General features: G+C 34.8%; 16 protein-coding genes. All 16 read left to right on the top strand.

Annotation, left to right across the window (positions count from 1 at the left end):
* Positions 1–6: 6 nt before the first annotated feature.
* The 16 genes from BJL90_RS16420 (at position 7) to BJL90_RS16345 (ending at position 16,364) form a co-directional block, all read left to right on the top strand.
* Positions 7–1,857, top strand: coding sequence for a DUF342 domain-containing protein (locus BJL90_RS16420; protein WP_169824233.1), 1,851 nt, complete (start codon positions 7–9; stop codon positions 1,855–1,857).
* Between the two features lie 11 nt (positions 1,858–1,868).
* Positions 1,869–2,195 (top strand): hypothetical protein, encoded by a 327-nt coding sequence (locus tag BJL90_RS16415; protein WP_070970464.1) that lies wholly within the window; start codon positions 1,869–1,871, stop codon positions 2,193–2,195.
* 16 nt (positions 2,196–2,211) lie between these two features.
* Positions 2,212–2,670: a hypothetical protein gene (locus BJL90_RS16410; protein ID WP_070970460.1), complete on the top strand. Its 459-nt coding sequence runs from the start codon at positions 2,212–2,214 to the stop codon at positions 2,668–2,670.
* Position 2,671: 1 nt separating this feature from the next.
* Positions 2,672–2,989 (top strand): hypothetical protein, encoded by a 318-nt coding sequence (locus BJL90_RS16405; RefSeq protein ID WP_156778832.1) that lies wholly within the window; start codon positions 2,672–2,674, stop codon positions 2,987–2,989.
* Between the two features lie 210 nt (positions 2,990–3,199).
* The gene (gene rpsB / locus BJL90_RS16400) at positions 3,200–3,898 is read left to right on the top strand and encodes a 30S ribosomal protein S2 (RefSeq protein ID WP_070970454.1); all 699 of its coding nucleotides are present in this window, start codon (positions 3,200–3,202) and stop codon (positions 3,896–3,898) included.
* Between the two features lie 86 nt (positions 3,899–3,984).
* Complete coding sequence (gene tsf / locus BJL90_RS16395) at positions 3,985–4,632, top strand: translation elongation factor Ts (RefSeq protein ID WP_070970451.1); 648 nt, start codon at positions 3,985–3,987, stop codon at positions 4,630–4,632.
* A gap of 159 nt (positions 4,633–4,791) precedes the next feature.
* Positions 4,792–5,508 carry a UMP kinase gene (pyrH, locus tag BJL90_RS16390; RefSeq protein ID WP_070970448.1) on the top strand — a complete coding sequence of 239 codons (717 nt, stop codon included), beginning with the start codon at positions 4,792–4,794 and terminating at the stop codon, positions 5,506–5,508.
* 33 nt (positions 5,509–5,541) lie between these two features.
* A complete protein-coding gene (frr, locus tag BJL90_RS16385; RefSeq protein ID WP_070970445.1) occupies positions 5,542–6,099 on the top strand; it encodes a ribosome recycling factor in 558 nt (185 codons plus the stop codon).
* A gap of 2 nt (positions 6,100–6,101) precedes the next feature.
* Entirely contained in the window at positions 6,102–6,290 is a 189-nt protein-coding gene (locus BJL90_RS16380; protein WP_070970442.1) for a PASTA domain-containing protein, read from the top strand.
* Positions 6,291–6,329: 39 nt separating this feature from the next.
* Complete coding sequence (locus BJL90_RS16375; protein WP_070970439.1) at positions 6,330–7,088, top strand: isoprenyl transferase; 759 nt, start codon at positions 6,330–6,332, stop codon at positions 7,086–7,088.
* A gap of 12 nt (positions 7,089–7,100) precedes the next feature.
* A complete protein-coding gene (locus BJL90_RS16370) occupies positions 7,101–7,892 on the top strand; it encodes a phosphatidate cytidylyltransferase (RefSeq protein WP_070970436.1) in 792 nt (263 codons plus the stop codon).
* Positions 7,893–8,068: 176 nt separating this feature from the next.
* Positions 8,069–9,217: a 1-deoxy-D-xylulose-5-phosphate reductoisomerase gene (locus tag BJL90_RS16365; protein WP_070970432.1), complete on the top strand. Its 1,149-nt coding sequence runs from the start codon at positions 8,069–8,071 to the stop codon at positions 9,215–9,217.
* Between the two features lie 4 nt (positions 9,218–9,221).
* Positions 9,222–10,241 (top strand): RIP metalloprotease RseP, encoded by a 1,020-nt coding sequence (rseP, locus tag BJL90_RS16360; protein ID WP_236904939.1) that lies wholly within the window; start codon positions 9,222–9,224, stop codon positions 10,239–10,241.
* Positions 10,242–10,361: 120 nt separating this feature from the next.
* Positions 10,362–11,408, top strand: coding sequence for a flavodoxin-dependent (E)-4-hydroxy-3-methylbut-2-enyl-diphosphate synthase (gene ispG, locus BJL90_RS16355; protein WP_081562054.1), 1,047 nt, complete (start codon positions 10,362–10,364; stop codon positions 11,406–11,408).
* Between the two features lie 15 nt (positions 11,409–11,423).
* On the top strand, positions 11,424–12,053 hold the full coding sequence (locus tag BJL90_RS16350; protein ID WP_070970422.1) for a glycosyltransferase family 2 protein: 630 nt from the start codon (positions 11,424–11,426) through the stop codon (positions 12,051–12,053).
* 15 nt (positions 12,054–12,068) lie between these two features.
* Positions 12,069–16,364 (top strand): PolC-type DNA polymerase III, encoded by a 4,296-nt coding sequence (locus tag BJL90_RS16345; RefSeq protein ID WP_081562053.1) that lies wholly within the window; start codon positions 12,069–12,071, stop codon positions 16,362–16,364.

The following is a 16,364-nucleotide window of genomic DNA, read 5'->3' as shown; positions in this document are numbered from 1 at the left end:
GGAGCAGTGAAAGATATTATTGTCGAAGGAAAAAATTATGAAGCTGCTTTAAGCAAAGGGTTAGAGGAACTGAAACTAAAACTTGAAGAAGTAGAGGTAGAAATTTTAGAAGAGAAAACCTCTTTGATTTTGAAAAAGAAATCTATTCGCCTGAAGATAAGTGAAAAACAGGAAAACGTTGAAAAATTTTTATTGAATAGTGAATTAAATAATGAAAATGAAGAAATACAGCCCCAGGCTATGGAGGCTCTAAGCTTATATTTAGATGAAGATTTTTTTCGCATTGATTATCTTCCAGAGGGTGTTTATATGACTGTTACAAGAGCTACAGAAAAAAATCTTCAGGAAAAGACGAAGGAAGTATTGGATTATTTAGAAAAAAAGTCTGTGATTGAATTGAATATAGAAGCTATTCATGAATGTCTAGGAAAGAATATAGGTGAGCCAACAAAAATAGCACCATACCAGGAGGAGCACTTATTAGATGGAAGCATTGTAATAAGTATCTCTAAGGATAGGCTCCAGGCATATGTTGTGATTACCAAAGCCCTTGGTGGCAAGGATATTACGTTTGAAGATGCCAAAGAAGCCCTCAGGGAAAAAGGTGTTTTATATGGTATAGATGAGAAAAAAATAAATACAATCCTTTACAATAGTATTTTTGATGAAGAAATTTTGATTGCTGAGGGTAAAGAACCTCAGCATGGAGAAAATGGTAGAATACTATACCATGTTGCGATACATAAGCAGTCTAAGCCTCAAGTATTGGAGGATGGAACAGTAAATTTTAAACAGTTAGACTTAATAACAAATGTCAAAAAAGGGCAGTTATTGGCTGAAGTTATTCCTCCTACTGATGGAATTTGTGGGATGGATGTCTTTGGTAATGAAATAACACCACAAAAAGGAAAACCAACAAAAACAATTTTGGGAAAAAATGTAGTAGAAAGCGAAGACGGCCTTAAGCTTTATTCTAAAGTTGAAGGTCAAGTTCTTATAAAAGATGGGAAGTTGCATGTAAGTGAAGTATATGAGGTTTCAGGGGATGTAGGGCATGCAACAGGAAATATTAAATTTAATGGTAAAGTAGTGGTTAAGGGGAATGTTAAGTCAGGGTTTACGGTTGAGGCAGATGGAGATATACAGGTCAATGGTGTGGTAGAAGGAGCAACCTTAATAGCAAAAGGCGATATTATTCTTAATAGAGGGATTCAAGGCAATAATCAGTCTTATTTAGAGTGTGAAGGAAGCTTAGTGGCTAAGTATATCGAAAATACTAAGATTAAGAGCTTAGAAAACATTGAATCGGATTGTATACTTCACAGTGATGTGATCGCAAAAAAAAGCATTACTGTTGTTGGAAAACGGGGGCTAATTGTTGGAGGCCAGGTGAGGGCCGGAGAAGAAATAAGAGCGAAGGTGATTGGTTCTCATATGGGGACCAATACGAAAATTGAAGTAGGTATAGATCCTGAGGAAAAATCAAATTACGAAAAAATGAAGCTAGAAGTTAGTGAAATTGAAAAAAACTTAAGCAATTTAAAGAAAACTATCGAACTTTTAAATAAAATGGGCAAAAATTCAAGTTTAGAGGAAAGCAAAAAAGAGCTTTTGGTTAAGTCTGTAAAAACTTATGATTACTTAAAAGAGAATTATAAAGAACTTAAGGATAAATTGAAGCGTTTTGAGCTGAGGGCACAAGATTTATCCAGAGGAAAGGTACATGCTTCTATAAAAATCTATCCTGGTGTAAAAGTCAGCATATTAAATGCTGCAAGGCACATATATGATGAACTATCTATGTGCACCTTATGTGTAAAAGAAGGGGAAATCATCATTGGTCCCTATGAAAAATAGGTGGTGAAAATATGTCTATTAAACCCATTGATTATCATCTGACCCTAAATAATACGCTTATGGAATCTAAAGAAAAACAAAATGATTTTAATAAAATAAGAGACACAAATACATTTTTGCAAAACACTGAAAAAAATCAAGTAGAGCAAAATAGAAATAAAGTAAAGCATACTGAGGATACCCAGGGGAAAAAAATTACTAAAGATAATAAAGAGCAGTCTCAAAGCAGGCAACAAAAGTCTAAATCTTCTCAAAACCCAGAAAAAAAAACAACGAAGCAAAAGAACAAAATAAGATGTGCTAAAGAAAAAGGTCAAAAATTAGATATTTTCATTTGAATTTAAGGAGTGTGTCATGGATTATAATATCATTATTGTTATAACTGGGATGTTTACTATTTTTATAGCTTTATATATTTTATTGCGACAAAAGGATCATTCTTTTTCTCAAAATCACCTTTCTTCCCTTAATCCTAATGAAAAAGACTTAAAAAAACTCGAAGCTTTAATAGGCGAAGGACATCTGAAGCTAAGTCATGAAATACATAAACTTACAAGCGAAGTAGCTCTGTTGAGAGAATATATAACAAATCTGCCAGATGTTAAAGAGAAATCCATAGAAAATTGTACTGTATCTACTTATGAGGCCAATGATCATGAGCATTTCAACCATATTCTAAATTACAACAAATTTCTTCAAAAAAACAAAGATATTATTGAATTATATAAGGAAACCAATAATCTAGAGGAAATCGCAAGAAAGCTGAATAAAAGCATTCGAGAGGTTGAGATGGTTGTAAAACTAGTAAAATGAGGTGAATTTATTGAAACAGTTTTCTATTCAAAGCTTAGCTATAGGAATAGGAATAGGAATGATCATAGCTGCTGTTATAAATATATTACTTACTGGTCAGCCTATAGATAGCTTGCAAAACAGCGATCCTTTTATTGAGGTTACAAGAAATGAAAAGGTTCTTCAAGAAAGCATAAGTCGAGAAAATATAACACAGGAAAATGCAACTAGAGAAGATACGATGAATCAACTTTCTATAGAATTAAATGCGTTGGAGAATAATTTGATAGAAACCAGGGAAAAAACCAGGGTTACTGGTCGAGTATATGGATATGAATGAATAAAATTTTGATAAAAAACACTAATAAAAAATACATTTGTTGACAATAATTATAGTAAAATTTGAAAAATATGTATTGATAAATGTTTTTCATTGTGTTAGAATACAAAAGGTGATAAAACACACATCTTATAATCAATGCAGTAGTGCCTCAAAGGGTTCTGTATTGAGATGAGTAAGATGGAGGAAAAAACTAAAGGAGGTAGTAAAATGTCAGTAATTTCAATGAAACAATTATTAGAAGCAGGCGTTCACTTTGGACATCAAACAAGAAGATGGAACCCTAAAATGTCAGAGTATATTTTTACAGAGAGGAATGGTATTTATATCATAGATCTTCAAAAAACTGTAAAAAAAGTAGAAGAGTGCTATGATATTGTTAGGGAATTAGCTTCTGAAGGAAAAACCATTCTTTTTGTAGGAACAAAAAAGCAGGCACAAGAAGCTATAGAAGAAGAAGCAAAAAGATGCGGTATGTACTTTGTTAACCAAAGATGGTTAGGTGGTATGTTAACAAATTACAATACCATTAAAAATCGTATTGACCGTCTTCGTCAATTAGAAACGATGGAAGAGGATGGTACATTTGATGTACTTCCTAAAAAAGAAGTTATTAAGCTTAGAAATGAAATGGAAAAACTAGAAAAGTTCTTAGGCGGTATTAAAGATATGAAAGAAATGCCTAGTGCACTTTTTGTTGTAGATCCAAGAAAAGAAAGAATTGCTATCAAGGAAGCTCATACATTGGGTATACCTGTAGTATCAATTGTAGATACTAATTGTGATCCTGATGATGTTGATTATGTGATCCCAGGTAATGATGATGCAATTAGAGCTGTAAAGCTGCTTACTGCTACTATAGCAAATGCTGTAATAGAAGGAAGACAAGGATTCCAAATTGAAGAATAGTTAATACTATACAATGAGAAGGTAAGGGCTTAGGGAATATTCCCTTACGTCCTTACCTTTAAAAATATTTTAGGGAGGCGTTATTAATGAATATTACTGCAGCAATGGTAAAAGAACTGAGAGAAAAAACTGGAGCCGGTATGATGGATTGCAAAAAAGCCTTAACAGATGCAGCTGGAAATATGGACAAGGCTGTAGAGATTTTAAGAGAAAAGGGACTTGCTGCTGTTGCTAAAAAGGCAGGAAGAATAGCAGCAGAAGGATTGGTAGAATCATACATACATGGTGGCAGAATTGGCGTATTAGTAGAAGTAAACTCTGAAACTGACTTTGTTGCTAAAAATCAAGAATTTAAAGAGTTTGTTAAAGATGTAGCTATGCAGATCGCAGCATCTAATCCTTTCTATGTTAGTAAGGAAGAAGTACCTCAGGATGAAATTGAAAAAGAAAAAGAAATTCTAAGAAAGCAAGCTTTAAATGAAGGCAAACCAGAAAAAATTGTAGATAAAATGGTAGAAGGTAGAATTGAGAAATATTACAAGGAAGTTTGTTTATTAGAGCAGCCTTTTGTGAAAAATCCTGATATTACTGTTGGTGGATTGTTAACAGAGAAAATTTCTAAAATCGGAGAAAACTTAAGTATAAGAAGATTCGTAAGATTTGAAGTTGGAGAAGGATTAGAGAAGAAAGAAGAAAACTTCGCAGAAGAAGTAGCAAAACAAATGGGACAATAGCTTTGTTGAGAGAACACTTTCGTGTTCTCTTTTCAAATAAATACTTTTTGAAGACGCTGTTATTTTTTTTGTGTTAAATAAAGTTTTTTAGTGAAAACTATAGATAAAATAAAGGATTTTTTTACTGATTGTAGAAATAATTAGATTGGAGGCTCCTATATGAGAACACCTCTGTATAAAAGGGTTCTATTAAAACTTAGTGGAGAAGCATTGGCGGGACAAAAAGGTTTTGGATTAGATACAGATACCATTAATAACATTGCCCTACAGATCAAGGCTATTTCAGAGCAAGGGGTACAAGTGGCGATTGTTGTTGGCGGGGGGAATTTTTGGAGAGGAAGAAGCGGAGAAGGCATGGATCGAACAACCGCTGACTACATGGGAATGATGGCTACAGTCATTAATTCATTAGCCCTACAGGATGCTTTAGAGAATATTAATATTGTTACAAGGGTGCAAACAGCCATCGAAATGCGACAAATTGCAGAGCCTTACATCAGAAGAAGAGCTGTAAGACATCTAGAGAAAAATAGAGCGGTTATTTTTGCAGCTGGCACAGGTAATCCTTATTTTTCGACTGATACTACAGCAGCATTGAGGGCAGCAGAAATCGAAGCTGATATTATTTTATTGGCTAAAAAAGTAGATGCTGTATATGATAAAGATCCACATATTAATCAAGATGCGAAAAAATTTGAAGAATTAACTTATCTAGATGTTTTAAAGTTAGAGTTGAAGGTGATGGACTCTACGGCAACTTCTTTATGTATGGATAATAAAATACCTATCAAAGTATTTAGCTTAGATGAGCCAGAAAACATTCTAAAGGTGATTTATGGTGAAAAAATTGGGACCTATATACATAGTGACATTTAGTGAATAAAGATTTTATATAAGGGAGGAGAAAATATGAAATTAGAAACACATAAGAATCTAGAAGAAAAAATGAACAAAACGCTAAAGGTTTTAAAAGAAGACTTGAATGCCATAAGAGCTGGTAGAGCAAATCCATCTATGTTAGACAGACTTAGCATTGATTACTACGGCACTGCGACACCTATAAAACAAATTGCATCTGTTGCTGCCCCCGAGCCAAGACTAATTACTATCCAACCTTATGATCCATCGGTTATGGGGACAATTGAGAAGGCGATACAGCAGTCAGACTTAGGTATTAACCCTTCTAATGATGGAAAAGTGATAAGACTAAACATTCCACAACTCACAGAAGAAAGAAGAAAAGATCTAACAAAAATTGTTAAAAAGACAGCTGAAGATAGTAAAGTAGCTATTAGAAACGAGCGTAGAAACGCAAATGATGATTTAAAGAAAATGCACAAAGATGGAGAACTTACAGAAGATGATTTAAAAGCAGCGCAAGATGAGGTGCAAAAAATTACAGATCAATTTATAAAGAAAATTGATGAATTAGCGGAAGCAAAAGAAAAGGAAATTTTGGAGGTTTAAGATTGGAGACATTACCGGATGTTCTAGGCTATAAGATTGAAGACGCTATACTTTTACTAGAATCTAATGCATTTAAGATTAATGTAAAGGAGAGTATTGCTAAAACCTGTGTTGAAGAAGGCTGTGCTAGAGTTATACGGTCAAAAAGAGTATCGCAGGATGAAATAGAGCTTATCATATCCTATTTTTAAGCCCCCGTTTGGGGGTTTAAAAACACTTGAGGTGAGTAAATGAACAAAATCAAAGACATGATCAAGAATAAAAATACCCAGGAACTTTATGTGGATAAAGAAAAAATACCTCAACATATTGGTATTATTATGGATGGAAATGGAAGGTGGGCAAAAAAAAGGAACTTACCAAGAACATTAGGGCATCGCTCAGGGGTAAATGCCTTAAGAGATGTGATAAAAACTGCATCTAACATAGGGGTGAAGTACTTATCTCTATATGCTTTTTCAACGGAAAATTGGAAAAGATCTTCAGAAGAAGTATCTGCCTTAATGAAGTTATTAGTAGAATATTTAAAAAAGGAAGCCAAGGAATTACATAAAAACAACGTAAAAATTAATACAATTGGAGATATTACAAAATTTCCAGAGGCGGTTAAGATTGAAATTCATAGAGCGAAAGAGTTAACAAAAAATAACAAGGGCTTATGTGTAAATATTGCATTGAACTATGGAAGTCGGGATGAAATGGTGAGATGTGTTAAAAAAATAGCTGAAAAACTATCAAAAAAACAGTTTGATGTGAAGGATATAGATGAAAATCTAATCAAAATACATTTAGATACTGGAGATATTCCAGATCCAGATTTATTAATTAGAACAAGTGGTGAGTATAGACTAAGTAACTTTCTTTTATGGCAGAGTGCCTATACGGAACTTTGGTTCTCTGACGTATACTGGCCGGATTTTACTGGTACCCACTTATTAGAAGCTATTAAGGACTTTGAAAACAGACAAAGGCGATACGGTGGAACTTAGGGGGGAGATTACATGTTAAAGAGAATAGTCAGTGGTTTTGTGGGAATCCCCTTGCTGATTTATATTGTCTTACAGGGAGGTATTCTTTTATATTTAGCAACCATGCTAATTGCATTGGTAGGTCTGAATGAATTTTATCATGCGATGACACTTAAAAGCTATCGACCCATGTGCTGGTTAGCCTATGGTGTAACAGTGTTTTTATTGACTGGATTTTATCTCTCTATAGCTATGAATTATTTATTTTTTTTAGTATTTATCACCGTTCTTTTATTTAGTATAGTACTGTTATATCATTCAAAGTATACCATTGTAGACATCAGTTTGTCGCTTTATGGCATCATATATGTTGCATTTTTTTTAGGGCATATTATTTTAACAAGCAATCTTAGCAACAGTAATGGGATTTGGTTTATATTTATTATTGCCTGGTCCACTGACACCTTTGCATACTTTGGAGGATACTTTTTTGGCAAAAGAAAATTGTGCCCTAAAATTAGTCCTAAAAAGACGGTGGAGGGAGCAATTGTCGGGACGATCGGAAGCATGTTGTCATGTGGTATATTTGCTTATATGTTTTTCATAGAATATATGGTAATGTTTATTTTTTTAGGGATGATTGGAAGTATCATTTCTCAGGTGGGGGACTTAACGGCCTCACAAATTAAAAGATATACAGGGCTGAAGGACTTTGGAAATCTAATACCTGGGCATGGTGGAGTATTAGATCGATTTGACAGTATATTATTTACTGCTCCTATTGTTTATTATTTTTTTGTTTTACTAATAGATATGCGCCTTTAGACTTGAATTTTAATATATAGGGTCTACGGTTTCCCTCTAGGCTAAAAGACCAGCTGAGGACTGTAAATGTAGACCTTAGTATATTAAAATTTATAGCATATATCTTATTAAAATAGTAATTTAAAATAAGCATAGCCTTAAAGCAATGCTTATTTTATTAAATAAGAGGTGAAGGGATGACAAGAAAAATTAGCATTTTAGGATCTACAGGTTCCATTGGGAAGCAAACCTTGGAAATTGTAGGGGAACATCCAGAAAAGTTTAAAGTTGTTGGATTAGCTGTTATGCAAAGTATAGATGAATTGGAAGCACAAATTCGAAAGTTTCAGCCTAAAATTGTTGCTGTTTTTGATAAAGAAAAAGCAAAAACCCTGGCGGCTAGAGTTTCATCGAATGTAAAAATTTCCTCAGGGATAGAAGGCTTAATTGAAGTTGCAACCTACCATGAAGCTGAATTAGTGTTAAACGCAGTGGTAGGAAGCATAGGGCTCTTACCTACACTGGAGGCTGTCAAAAGTAAAAAGACGGTTGCATTGGCGAATAAAGAAACATTAGTGGCAGCAGGAGAATTGGTGATGAAAGAATGCCATAAAAACAATGTAAAACTTCTTCCCGTAGATAGTGAACATTCTGCTGTGTTTCAATGTTTGAATGGAGAAAAGATGAATGATATTTCTAAGATCATACTTACTGCTTCAGGAGGACCTTTTAGGGAGTGGTCCTATGAAGAGATTGAAAAAGCTACCTTTAAGGAGGCTTTAAAACATCCAAATTGGAATATGGGACAGAAAATTTCTATCGATTCTGCCACTTTAATGAATAAAGGTTTAGAAGTAATTGAAGCAAAATGGTTATTCCATGTAGATGTGGATAAAATAGAAGTAATTATACATCCTCAGAGTATTATTCATTCCATGATTGAGCTTAAAGATTTTTCTATTATTGCACAACTAGGGGTACCTAATATGAAGCTGCCCATTCAATATGCCCTTTCTTATCCTGAAAGAGTAGAAGGAGGGGTAACAAGATTAGACTTTAAAACAATGAATAACTTAACCTTTATAGAACCAGATGTAGAACGATTTCCTTGTTTAGCTTTGGCCTACAAAGCTATGAAAATAGGTGGCACAATGCCCTGTGTTCTGAATGCTGCCAATGAAATGTTGGTGGACTATTATTTAAAAAGCAAAATAAGTTTCTATGATATACCAAGATATATTGAAAGGGTTATGGAGGTTCATCAAGCCTTTTCCTACAGTACTGCTGAAGAACTGCAAATGTTAGAACAGTGGGTGAGAAGTTGGATTGTTAATGAATTAAGATAGGAAGGTGTTTATATTGAGAACAGCCCTAACAGCAATTTTTGTATTTGGTTTACTGGTTTTTATTCATGAACTAGGACATTTTAGTATTGCTAAGGCGGTGGGCATCAAAGTCCATGAGTTTGCTATAGGTATGGGGCCTAAACTCTTTAGGTACAAAAAAGGGGAAACAGATTATTCCATAAGGATTTTACCTATAGGTGGTTATGTAAAGATGGAGGGAGAAGATGAGGTTTCTAATGACTTAAGAAGTTTTAGCAAAAAAACCGTAGGTGAAAGAATTGCGGTAATCTTTGCTGGACCTCTTATGAACTTCATTTTAGCGATTCTTTTATTTGTAATTACTTTTTACAATGTCATGGGAGCGCCTACCACTAGAATACAACAAGTCATAGAAAATTCACCAGCAGAAATCGTAGGGATTCAACCAAAGGACGAAATTCTATCTGTCAACAATGTAACCATAAGGGATTGGGAACATTTAGTAGAGGAAATAAATACGTCTCAGGGTGAAGAATTACAGCTTGAATTAATGCGGGATAATGAAAAAATTCAAAAAGTGGTAAAACCAGAAATAGATGAAAGCAACAATAGATTTATGATTGGTATTGTACCAGCTACAGAAAAGTCTCTTACTTTAGCATTAAGGGGTAGTTATGAACAAACAAGAATGATTGTTGTAGAAATGTTGGGTTTTTTTGGAAGATTACTTAGAAGGCAGGCAATTTCTGCAGAAGTTGTTGGACCGGTGGGTATTATAACTTTAGTGGGTCAGGCTAGTAGAGATGGCCTGTACAATGTTCTATATTTAGCAGCCCTAATAAGCATCAATCTAGGGATCATAAACTTGCTGCCCATCCCTGCTTTAGATGGTAGTAGAATTTTATTTTTGATATTTGAACTTTTTAGAGGTAAGCCAGTTGATCCAGACAAGGAAGCTTTTGTTCACATGGTGGGCTTAGCACTGCTAATGTTACTGATGATCATTATTACTTATAAAGATATATTAACTTTCTTTAGTAGTTAGTAGGTATGGCCTCTTTATCCTTTAATTTTATTATATAGGCAATGTACCTCCTGCTATATTAAAATGCATAGGCATGCTTTAGCTAGAGGAATTCATTCAGTTTAATCGAGGTGGTAAATTTTGAGAAGAAATACAAAAGAAGTTACATGTGGTAATATTTTCATTGGTGGGAATCACCCCATATCTGTGCAATCTATGACCACGACAGATACCAGAGATGTAGCTGCTACTGTAAAACAAATTCAAAAACTTCAGGAGGCAGGTTGCGATATTGTTAGAGTGGCTGTTCCAAATATGCAGGCGGCAGAAGCATTAAAAGATATCAAGTTGCAAACCACTATTCCTATTGTGGCGGACATACATTTTGATTATCGTTTGGCTTTAGCATCTTTAAAACAAGGCATCGATGGCCTGCGGTTAAACCCTGGTAATATAGGAGATAAAAATAGGGTAAGAGAAGTGGTGAAGCTTGCTAAGGAGAGGAATGTTAAAATTAGAATAGGTGTCAATGCGGGGTCTTTAGAAAAAAATCTCTTGGATAAGTATGGACACCCTACGGCAGAAGCAATGGTAGAAAGTGCCTTAGCTCATATAGCGGTTCTTGAGGAAATGAACTTTTTTAATATCGTGATTTCTTTAAAGGCTAGCGATGTGCACTTAACGGTAGATGCTTACAAAAAAATGGCAAATAGGGTTGACTATCCACTACATCTGGGGATTACTGAAGCTGGTACAATATGGGGAGGAACCATAAAGTCATCTGTTGGGATTGGAGCATTGCTATTAATGGGGATTGGAGATACCATTCGTGTTTCACTAACAGGAGATCCAGTTGAAGAGATCAAGGTAGGTAAAGAAATATTAAAGTCTTTAGGCTTGATAAAGAATGAAATTACCCTGATATCCTGCCCCACCTGCGGTAGATGTCAAATCAATTTAATTGATTTAGCCAATGAAGTTGAAAAAAAAATTAATCACTTAAAAAAGCCATTAAAAGTAGCTATCATGGGTTGTGCTGTGAATGGTCCCGGAGAGGCTAGGGATGCAGATATCGGCATTGCTGGCGGGATCGAGTCAGGTTTGTTATTTAAAAAAGGTGAAATCATCAAAAAAGTTCCAGAAAAAGAAATTGTAAAAACATTGATGGATGAAATAGAAAATATGTAGCGAAGGAGTATTTTTATGAAGGTATCTGCTATTATTCCTGCCTATAACGAAGAAGTGAGGATAAAGAATGTATTAGAGCCTTTAAGAAAATCCTCATTGATCACAAATATTATTGTAGTAGATGATGGTTCAAAGGATCGCACTGCCTTGATTGCTACTGAATATGATGATATAACTGTAATAAGATTACCCGAAAATAAGGGTAAGGCAGAGGCGATAAAGCATGGTTTGCAGCGCTGCAATGGTGAAATTATATTGTTTTTAGATGCTGACTTAGTAGGTTTAACACAACAACACATAGAAGCATTAATAGCACCATTATTGGAAGATCCTGTAGAGATGACGGTGGGTATCTTTGAATCCGGCAGAATGATAACCAACTTAGCACAAAAAATTGCACCTAATTTATCAGGGCAAAGAGCTTTTAAAAGGCATTTAATAGAAGATATTCTTGGTTTGAATATGAGGGGGTATAGTCTTGAGATAGCCCTTTCTAAGTATATTAAAGAGCATCATATTATCACAGAACAGGTGATGCTAAAGAATATAAGCCATGTCATGAAGGAAGAAAAGCTAGGCCTTACGAAAGGGATGGTTTGGCGGCTAAAGATGTATAAGGATATATTGAAATATTGGTTAAATTAGAATAGGGGGAGCCAAATGGATCCTTTAAAACAAATGAATTTTTATGATTTTGCGAATGCTTTTGGGGTTAAATCAATCCCTTCATTAGAAAAAACCTTTCTAGCAGGATTGAAGTTTTATAAAAAAAGCAAAAAATTAGCTATACACTTAAAAGCTTCAGAGATTATTAATCAGGAGGAACTATACTTTTTAAGAAAACAGTTTAAAAAAAGTATGGGGACTTTAAAAGATGTGGAAATCAACATAAACTATCATCTTCAATATCAGTCCCTAGAAGAATTGATAAACTTAAACTGGAGGAATCTTATTTTTCTTCTTAGGAAAGAAGTACCCTCCATCAAAGCAGTTGAAGAGCAAATGACTTGGGAAATAGCAGATAATGTATTTTCTATTAGAATACCAGAACCCTTTATTACACAAAAGGCAAAAGAGCGTAATATAGAGAAGAAAATACAGAGTTACTTTAAAAAACAGTTTAATGCTTCTATAAAATGCATGATTTTTTCCCATGATGAAAAAGATTTTGATTTGTCCAGTTATGAAGATCAAAAAGCAAAAGAAAATATTCTTTTGCTGGACAAAATAAAAAAAGAAAGTATTGTTCAAGAAAAAAGCCAACAAAAGGCTAGTGAAAAAACCTCTGCTGGAACATCTCCTATTCTTTTGGGTAAAAACTTTTCGGGGAATGTGATCAAGTTGTGTGACTTGGGCAATGATTTAGAAACTGTTATCGTAGAAGGGGAAGTTTTTCATATAGAGGATAGATTATTGAACAGTGGGAAGACCTTAATCACCTTCCATATTACTGATTATAGTAATTCTATTACTGTCAAAGTTTTTGAAGGAAAGAATCAGTCTCCCAGCATGAAGGAAACCCTAAAAAAAGGACAATATGTTAGAGTGAAGGGTGAACTTTTCTATGACAAATATGTAAGAGAAAATGTCATCATGGCTTCAGATATAATTGCTGTAACAAAAGAAGAAAGAAAAGATCTAGCTGAGAAAAAAAGGATAGAACTACATCTACATACCCAGATGTCCTCTATGGATGGAGTTAGCAGTACAACAAGTTTAATTAAGATGGCGGCAAAGTGGGGACATAAGGCGATTGCCATAACAGATCACGGTGTTGTACAGGCTTTTCCTGAGGCTATGGAGGCATCAAAAGAATTTGGCATAAAAGTCATTTATGGTATGGAAGGTTATGTAGTCAATGATGAAGAAAAGCTGGTGAATATAGATGAGGGAAGCTACTCATTAGAGGATGAGTATGTGATTTTTGATATTGAAACAACAGGACTTTCCAATAAAAATGATAGAATTACAGAAATAGGTGCAGTAAAAATAAAAGACATGCAGGTAGTAGATCGTTTTTCTGCATTGGTGAATCCTGAAATGACGATACCTGAAAAAGTCATAGAGTTAACGGGTATTACCAATCAAATGGTTCAGGATGCTCCTACGATTGAAGAAGTATTGCCGAGATTTTTGGCGTTTGTTGGAAACAGCTGTTTGGTAGCCCACAATGCTGACTTTGATATGGGTTTTATAAGAGAAAATGCGAAAAAACTAGGTTGTAGACTAAGCAGTCCAGTGGTAGACACCTTAAAATTGTCTAGAATCCTATTAAACCACCTGAAAAGACATAAACTGAATATCATTGCAAAGGATTTAGGCATTGCATTGGAAAATCATCATAGAGCAGTAGAGGATGCTGAAGCTACAGCAGAGGTGTTTATCAAGTTTATAGGGATGATGAAGGATAAAAATATATTTACACTTCAGGATATCAACCAACATTTGAGCAAAAAAGTAGATATATCAAAATTAAATGCCTATCACATCATTTTCTTAGTACAAAATCAAACAGGACTGAAAAACCTATATCATCTTGTTAGTGAATCTCATTTAAACTATTTTTATAAAAAACCTAGAATTCCTAAAAGTTTACTAAATAAATATAGAGAGGGGCTTATCATAGGGTCTGCCTGTGAAGCTGGGGAGCTTTTTCAAGCTTTACTAAATAATGCTGCTGTAGAAGAGATAGAAAGCATTGTTAAATACTATGACTATTTAGAAATTCAGCCACTAGAAAACAATAGCTTTCTCATAGAAAAAGGCATCCTTGGTAGTGTTGAGGATATTAAAGCCATTAATCAAAGAATTGTTGCATTAGGAGATCAATTTAACATGCCAGTTGTAGCCACCGGAGATGTGCATTTTTTGCATCAACGGGATGAATACTACAGAAAAATATTGATGGCTGGACAGGGATACAGTGATGCAGACAACCAAGCACCTTTGTATTTAAGGACCACAGATGAGATGCTGGGGGAATTTCTTTATTTGGGAGAGGATAAAGCGAAAGAGGTAGTGATAGATTATCCTAATCTACTCAATGGAAAAATTGATGCCTTAATTCCTATTCCCGATGGAACCTTTCCTCCCGAAATAGAAGGTTCTGAAGAAGAATTAAGACGTCTATGCTATGAAAAAGCTGAAAGAATTTATGGTAACCCTCTTCCAGCCATTGTAAAAGACAGGCTAGATAGAGAAGTTAATTCTATTATCAACAATGGCTATGCTGTAATGTATATCATTGCACAAAAATTAGTAACAAAATCTTTAAAGGATGGGTATCTGGTAGGCTCAAGGGGATCGGTAGGTTCTTCTTTTGCTGCTACCATGAGTGATATCACGGAGGTAAACCCTCTTCCTCCCCACTATGTTTGTCCTGAATGTAAATATTCAGAGTTTATTACAGACGGCTCCTTTGGTTCTGGTGCAGATTTGCCGGATAAACAATGTCCTAAATGCAGCCAACAACTGATTAAGGATGGTCATGATATACCTTTTGAAGTTTTCTTAGGCTTTGAAGCAGATAAGGAACCAGATATAGACTTGAACTTTGCCGGCGAATATCAAAGCGAGGCCCATAGATATACAGAAGAACTCTTTGGTGAAGGCAAGGTTTTTAGAGCAGGGACCATAGGAACCATTGCAGATAAAACCGCCTATGGTTTTGTAAAAAAATATTTAGAAGAAAAGCAAATCAGCTATAATCAAGCTGAAGTGAATCGTTTGACAGCTGGATGCACCGGGGTAAAAAGAACATCGGGGCAACATCCTGGCGGCGTTATGATTGTTCCTAGCAATAGAGATATTCATGAGTTTTCTCCTGTACAGTACCCTGCAAATGATCCGAATGCTGGTGTAATTACAACACATTTTGACTACCATTCTATCAGCGGTAGATTGTTGAAATTGGATATTTTAGGTCATGACGTACCAACCATTATTAGAATGCTGGAGGATATTACGAAGTTAAACGCTCAAGAAATACCTTTAGACGATAAAATGACGATGGGAATATTTACTTCTACAAAAGCTTTAGGCATAGAAGATAAAGATTATCAATGTGAAGTAGGTACTCTAGGCATACCAGAGTTTGGAACAAAGTTTGTTAGGCAGATGTTGGTAGATACTCAGCCTAAAACCTTTGCAGAACTTTTTAGAATCAGTGGATTATCCCATGGAACCGATGTATGGCTAAATAACGCTCAGGATTTAGTCAGAGGGAATGTAGCAGAACTGAAGGATGTTATTTCTACCAGAGATGACATTATGAATTATTTAATTTTAAAGGGCTTGCCAGCTAAAGCTTCCTTTAAAATCATGGAAAATGTAAGGAAGGGTAAAGGCTTGAGGCCGGAGGATGAGGAAATGATGGAGAAGAACAATGTGCCCAAGTGGTATATTGACTCCTGTAATAAAATAAAGTACATGTTTCCTAAAGCTCATGCTGTGGCCTATGTCATGATGTCCTTTAGAATCGCTTATTTTAAGGTGCATTTTCCAGAAGCCTTTTATGCTACTTACTTTACGATGAAGGCAGAAGATTTTGATGCTGATTTAATTGTTAAAGGAAAGGAAGTAGTAAAAAGTAAAATTATAGAATTAGAGAACATGGGCAATACTATGACAGCAAAGGAAAAAAACCTGCTAACAGTTTTAGAGGTAGTGCTTGAAATGTATTGTAGAGGGATAGGCTTATTACCTGTAGATTTGTATGGGTCTGATGCAGACCGCTTCATGATTGTGGACAGAAAACTACTACCGCCCCTGAAATCCCTGCAGGGGGTAGGACAAAATGCTGCCAGAAGCATTGTAGCCGCTAGAAAAGATGGAGAATTTTTGTCTATAGAAGACCTAAGAGATCGAACAAAGGTAACAAAAACTGTGATAGAAGCCTTAATTCAGCATGAATGTATTCAAGATTTACCTAGAACCAATCAACTTTCGCTCTTCTAA

Source organism: Clostridium formicaceticum, from assembly GCF_001854185.1.
Classification (GTDB): Bacteria; Bacillota; Clostridia; order Peptostreptococcales; family Natronincolaceae; genus Andreesenella; species Andreesenella formicacetica.
Note: the sequence above shows the minus strand (reverse complement) of the source record. Positions and strands in the feature narration are given on the sequence as shown.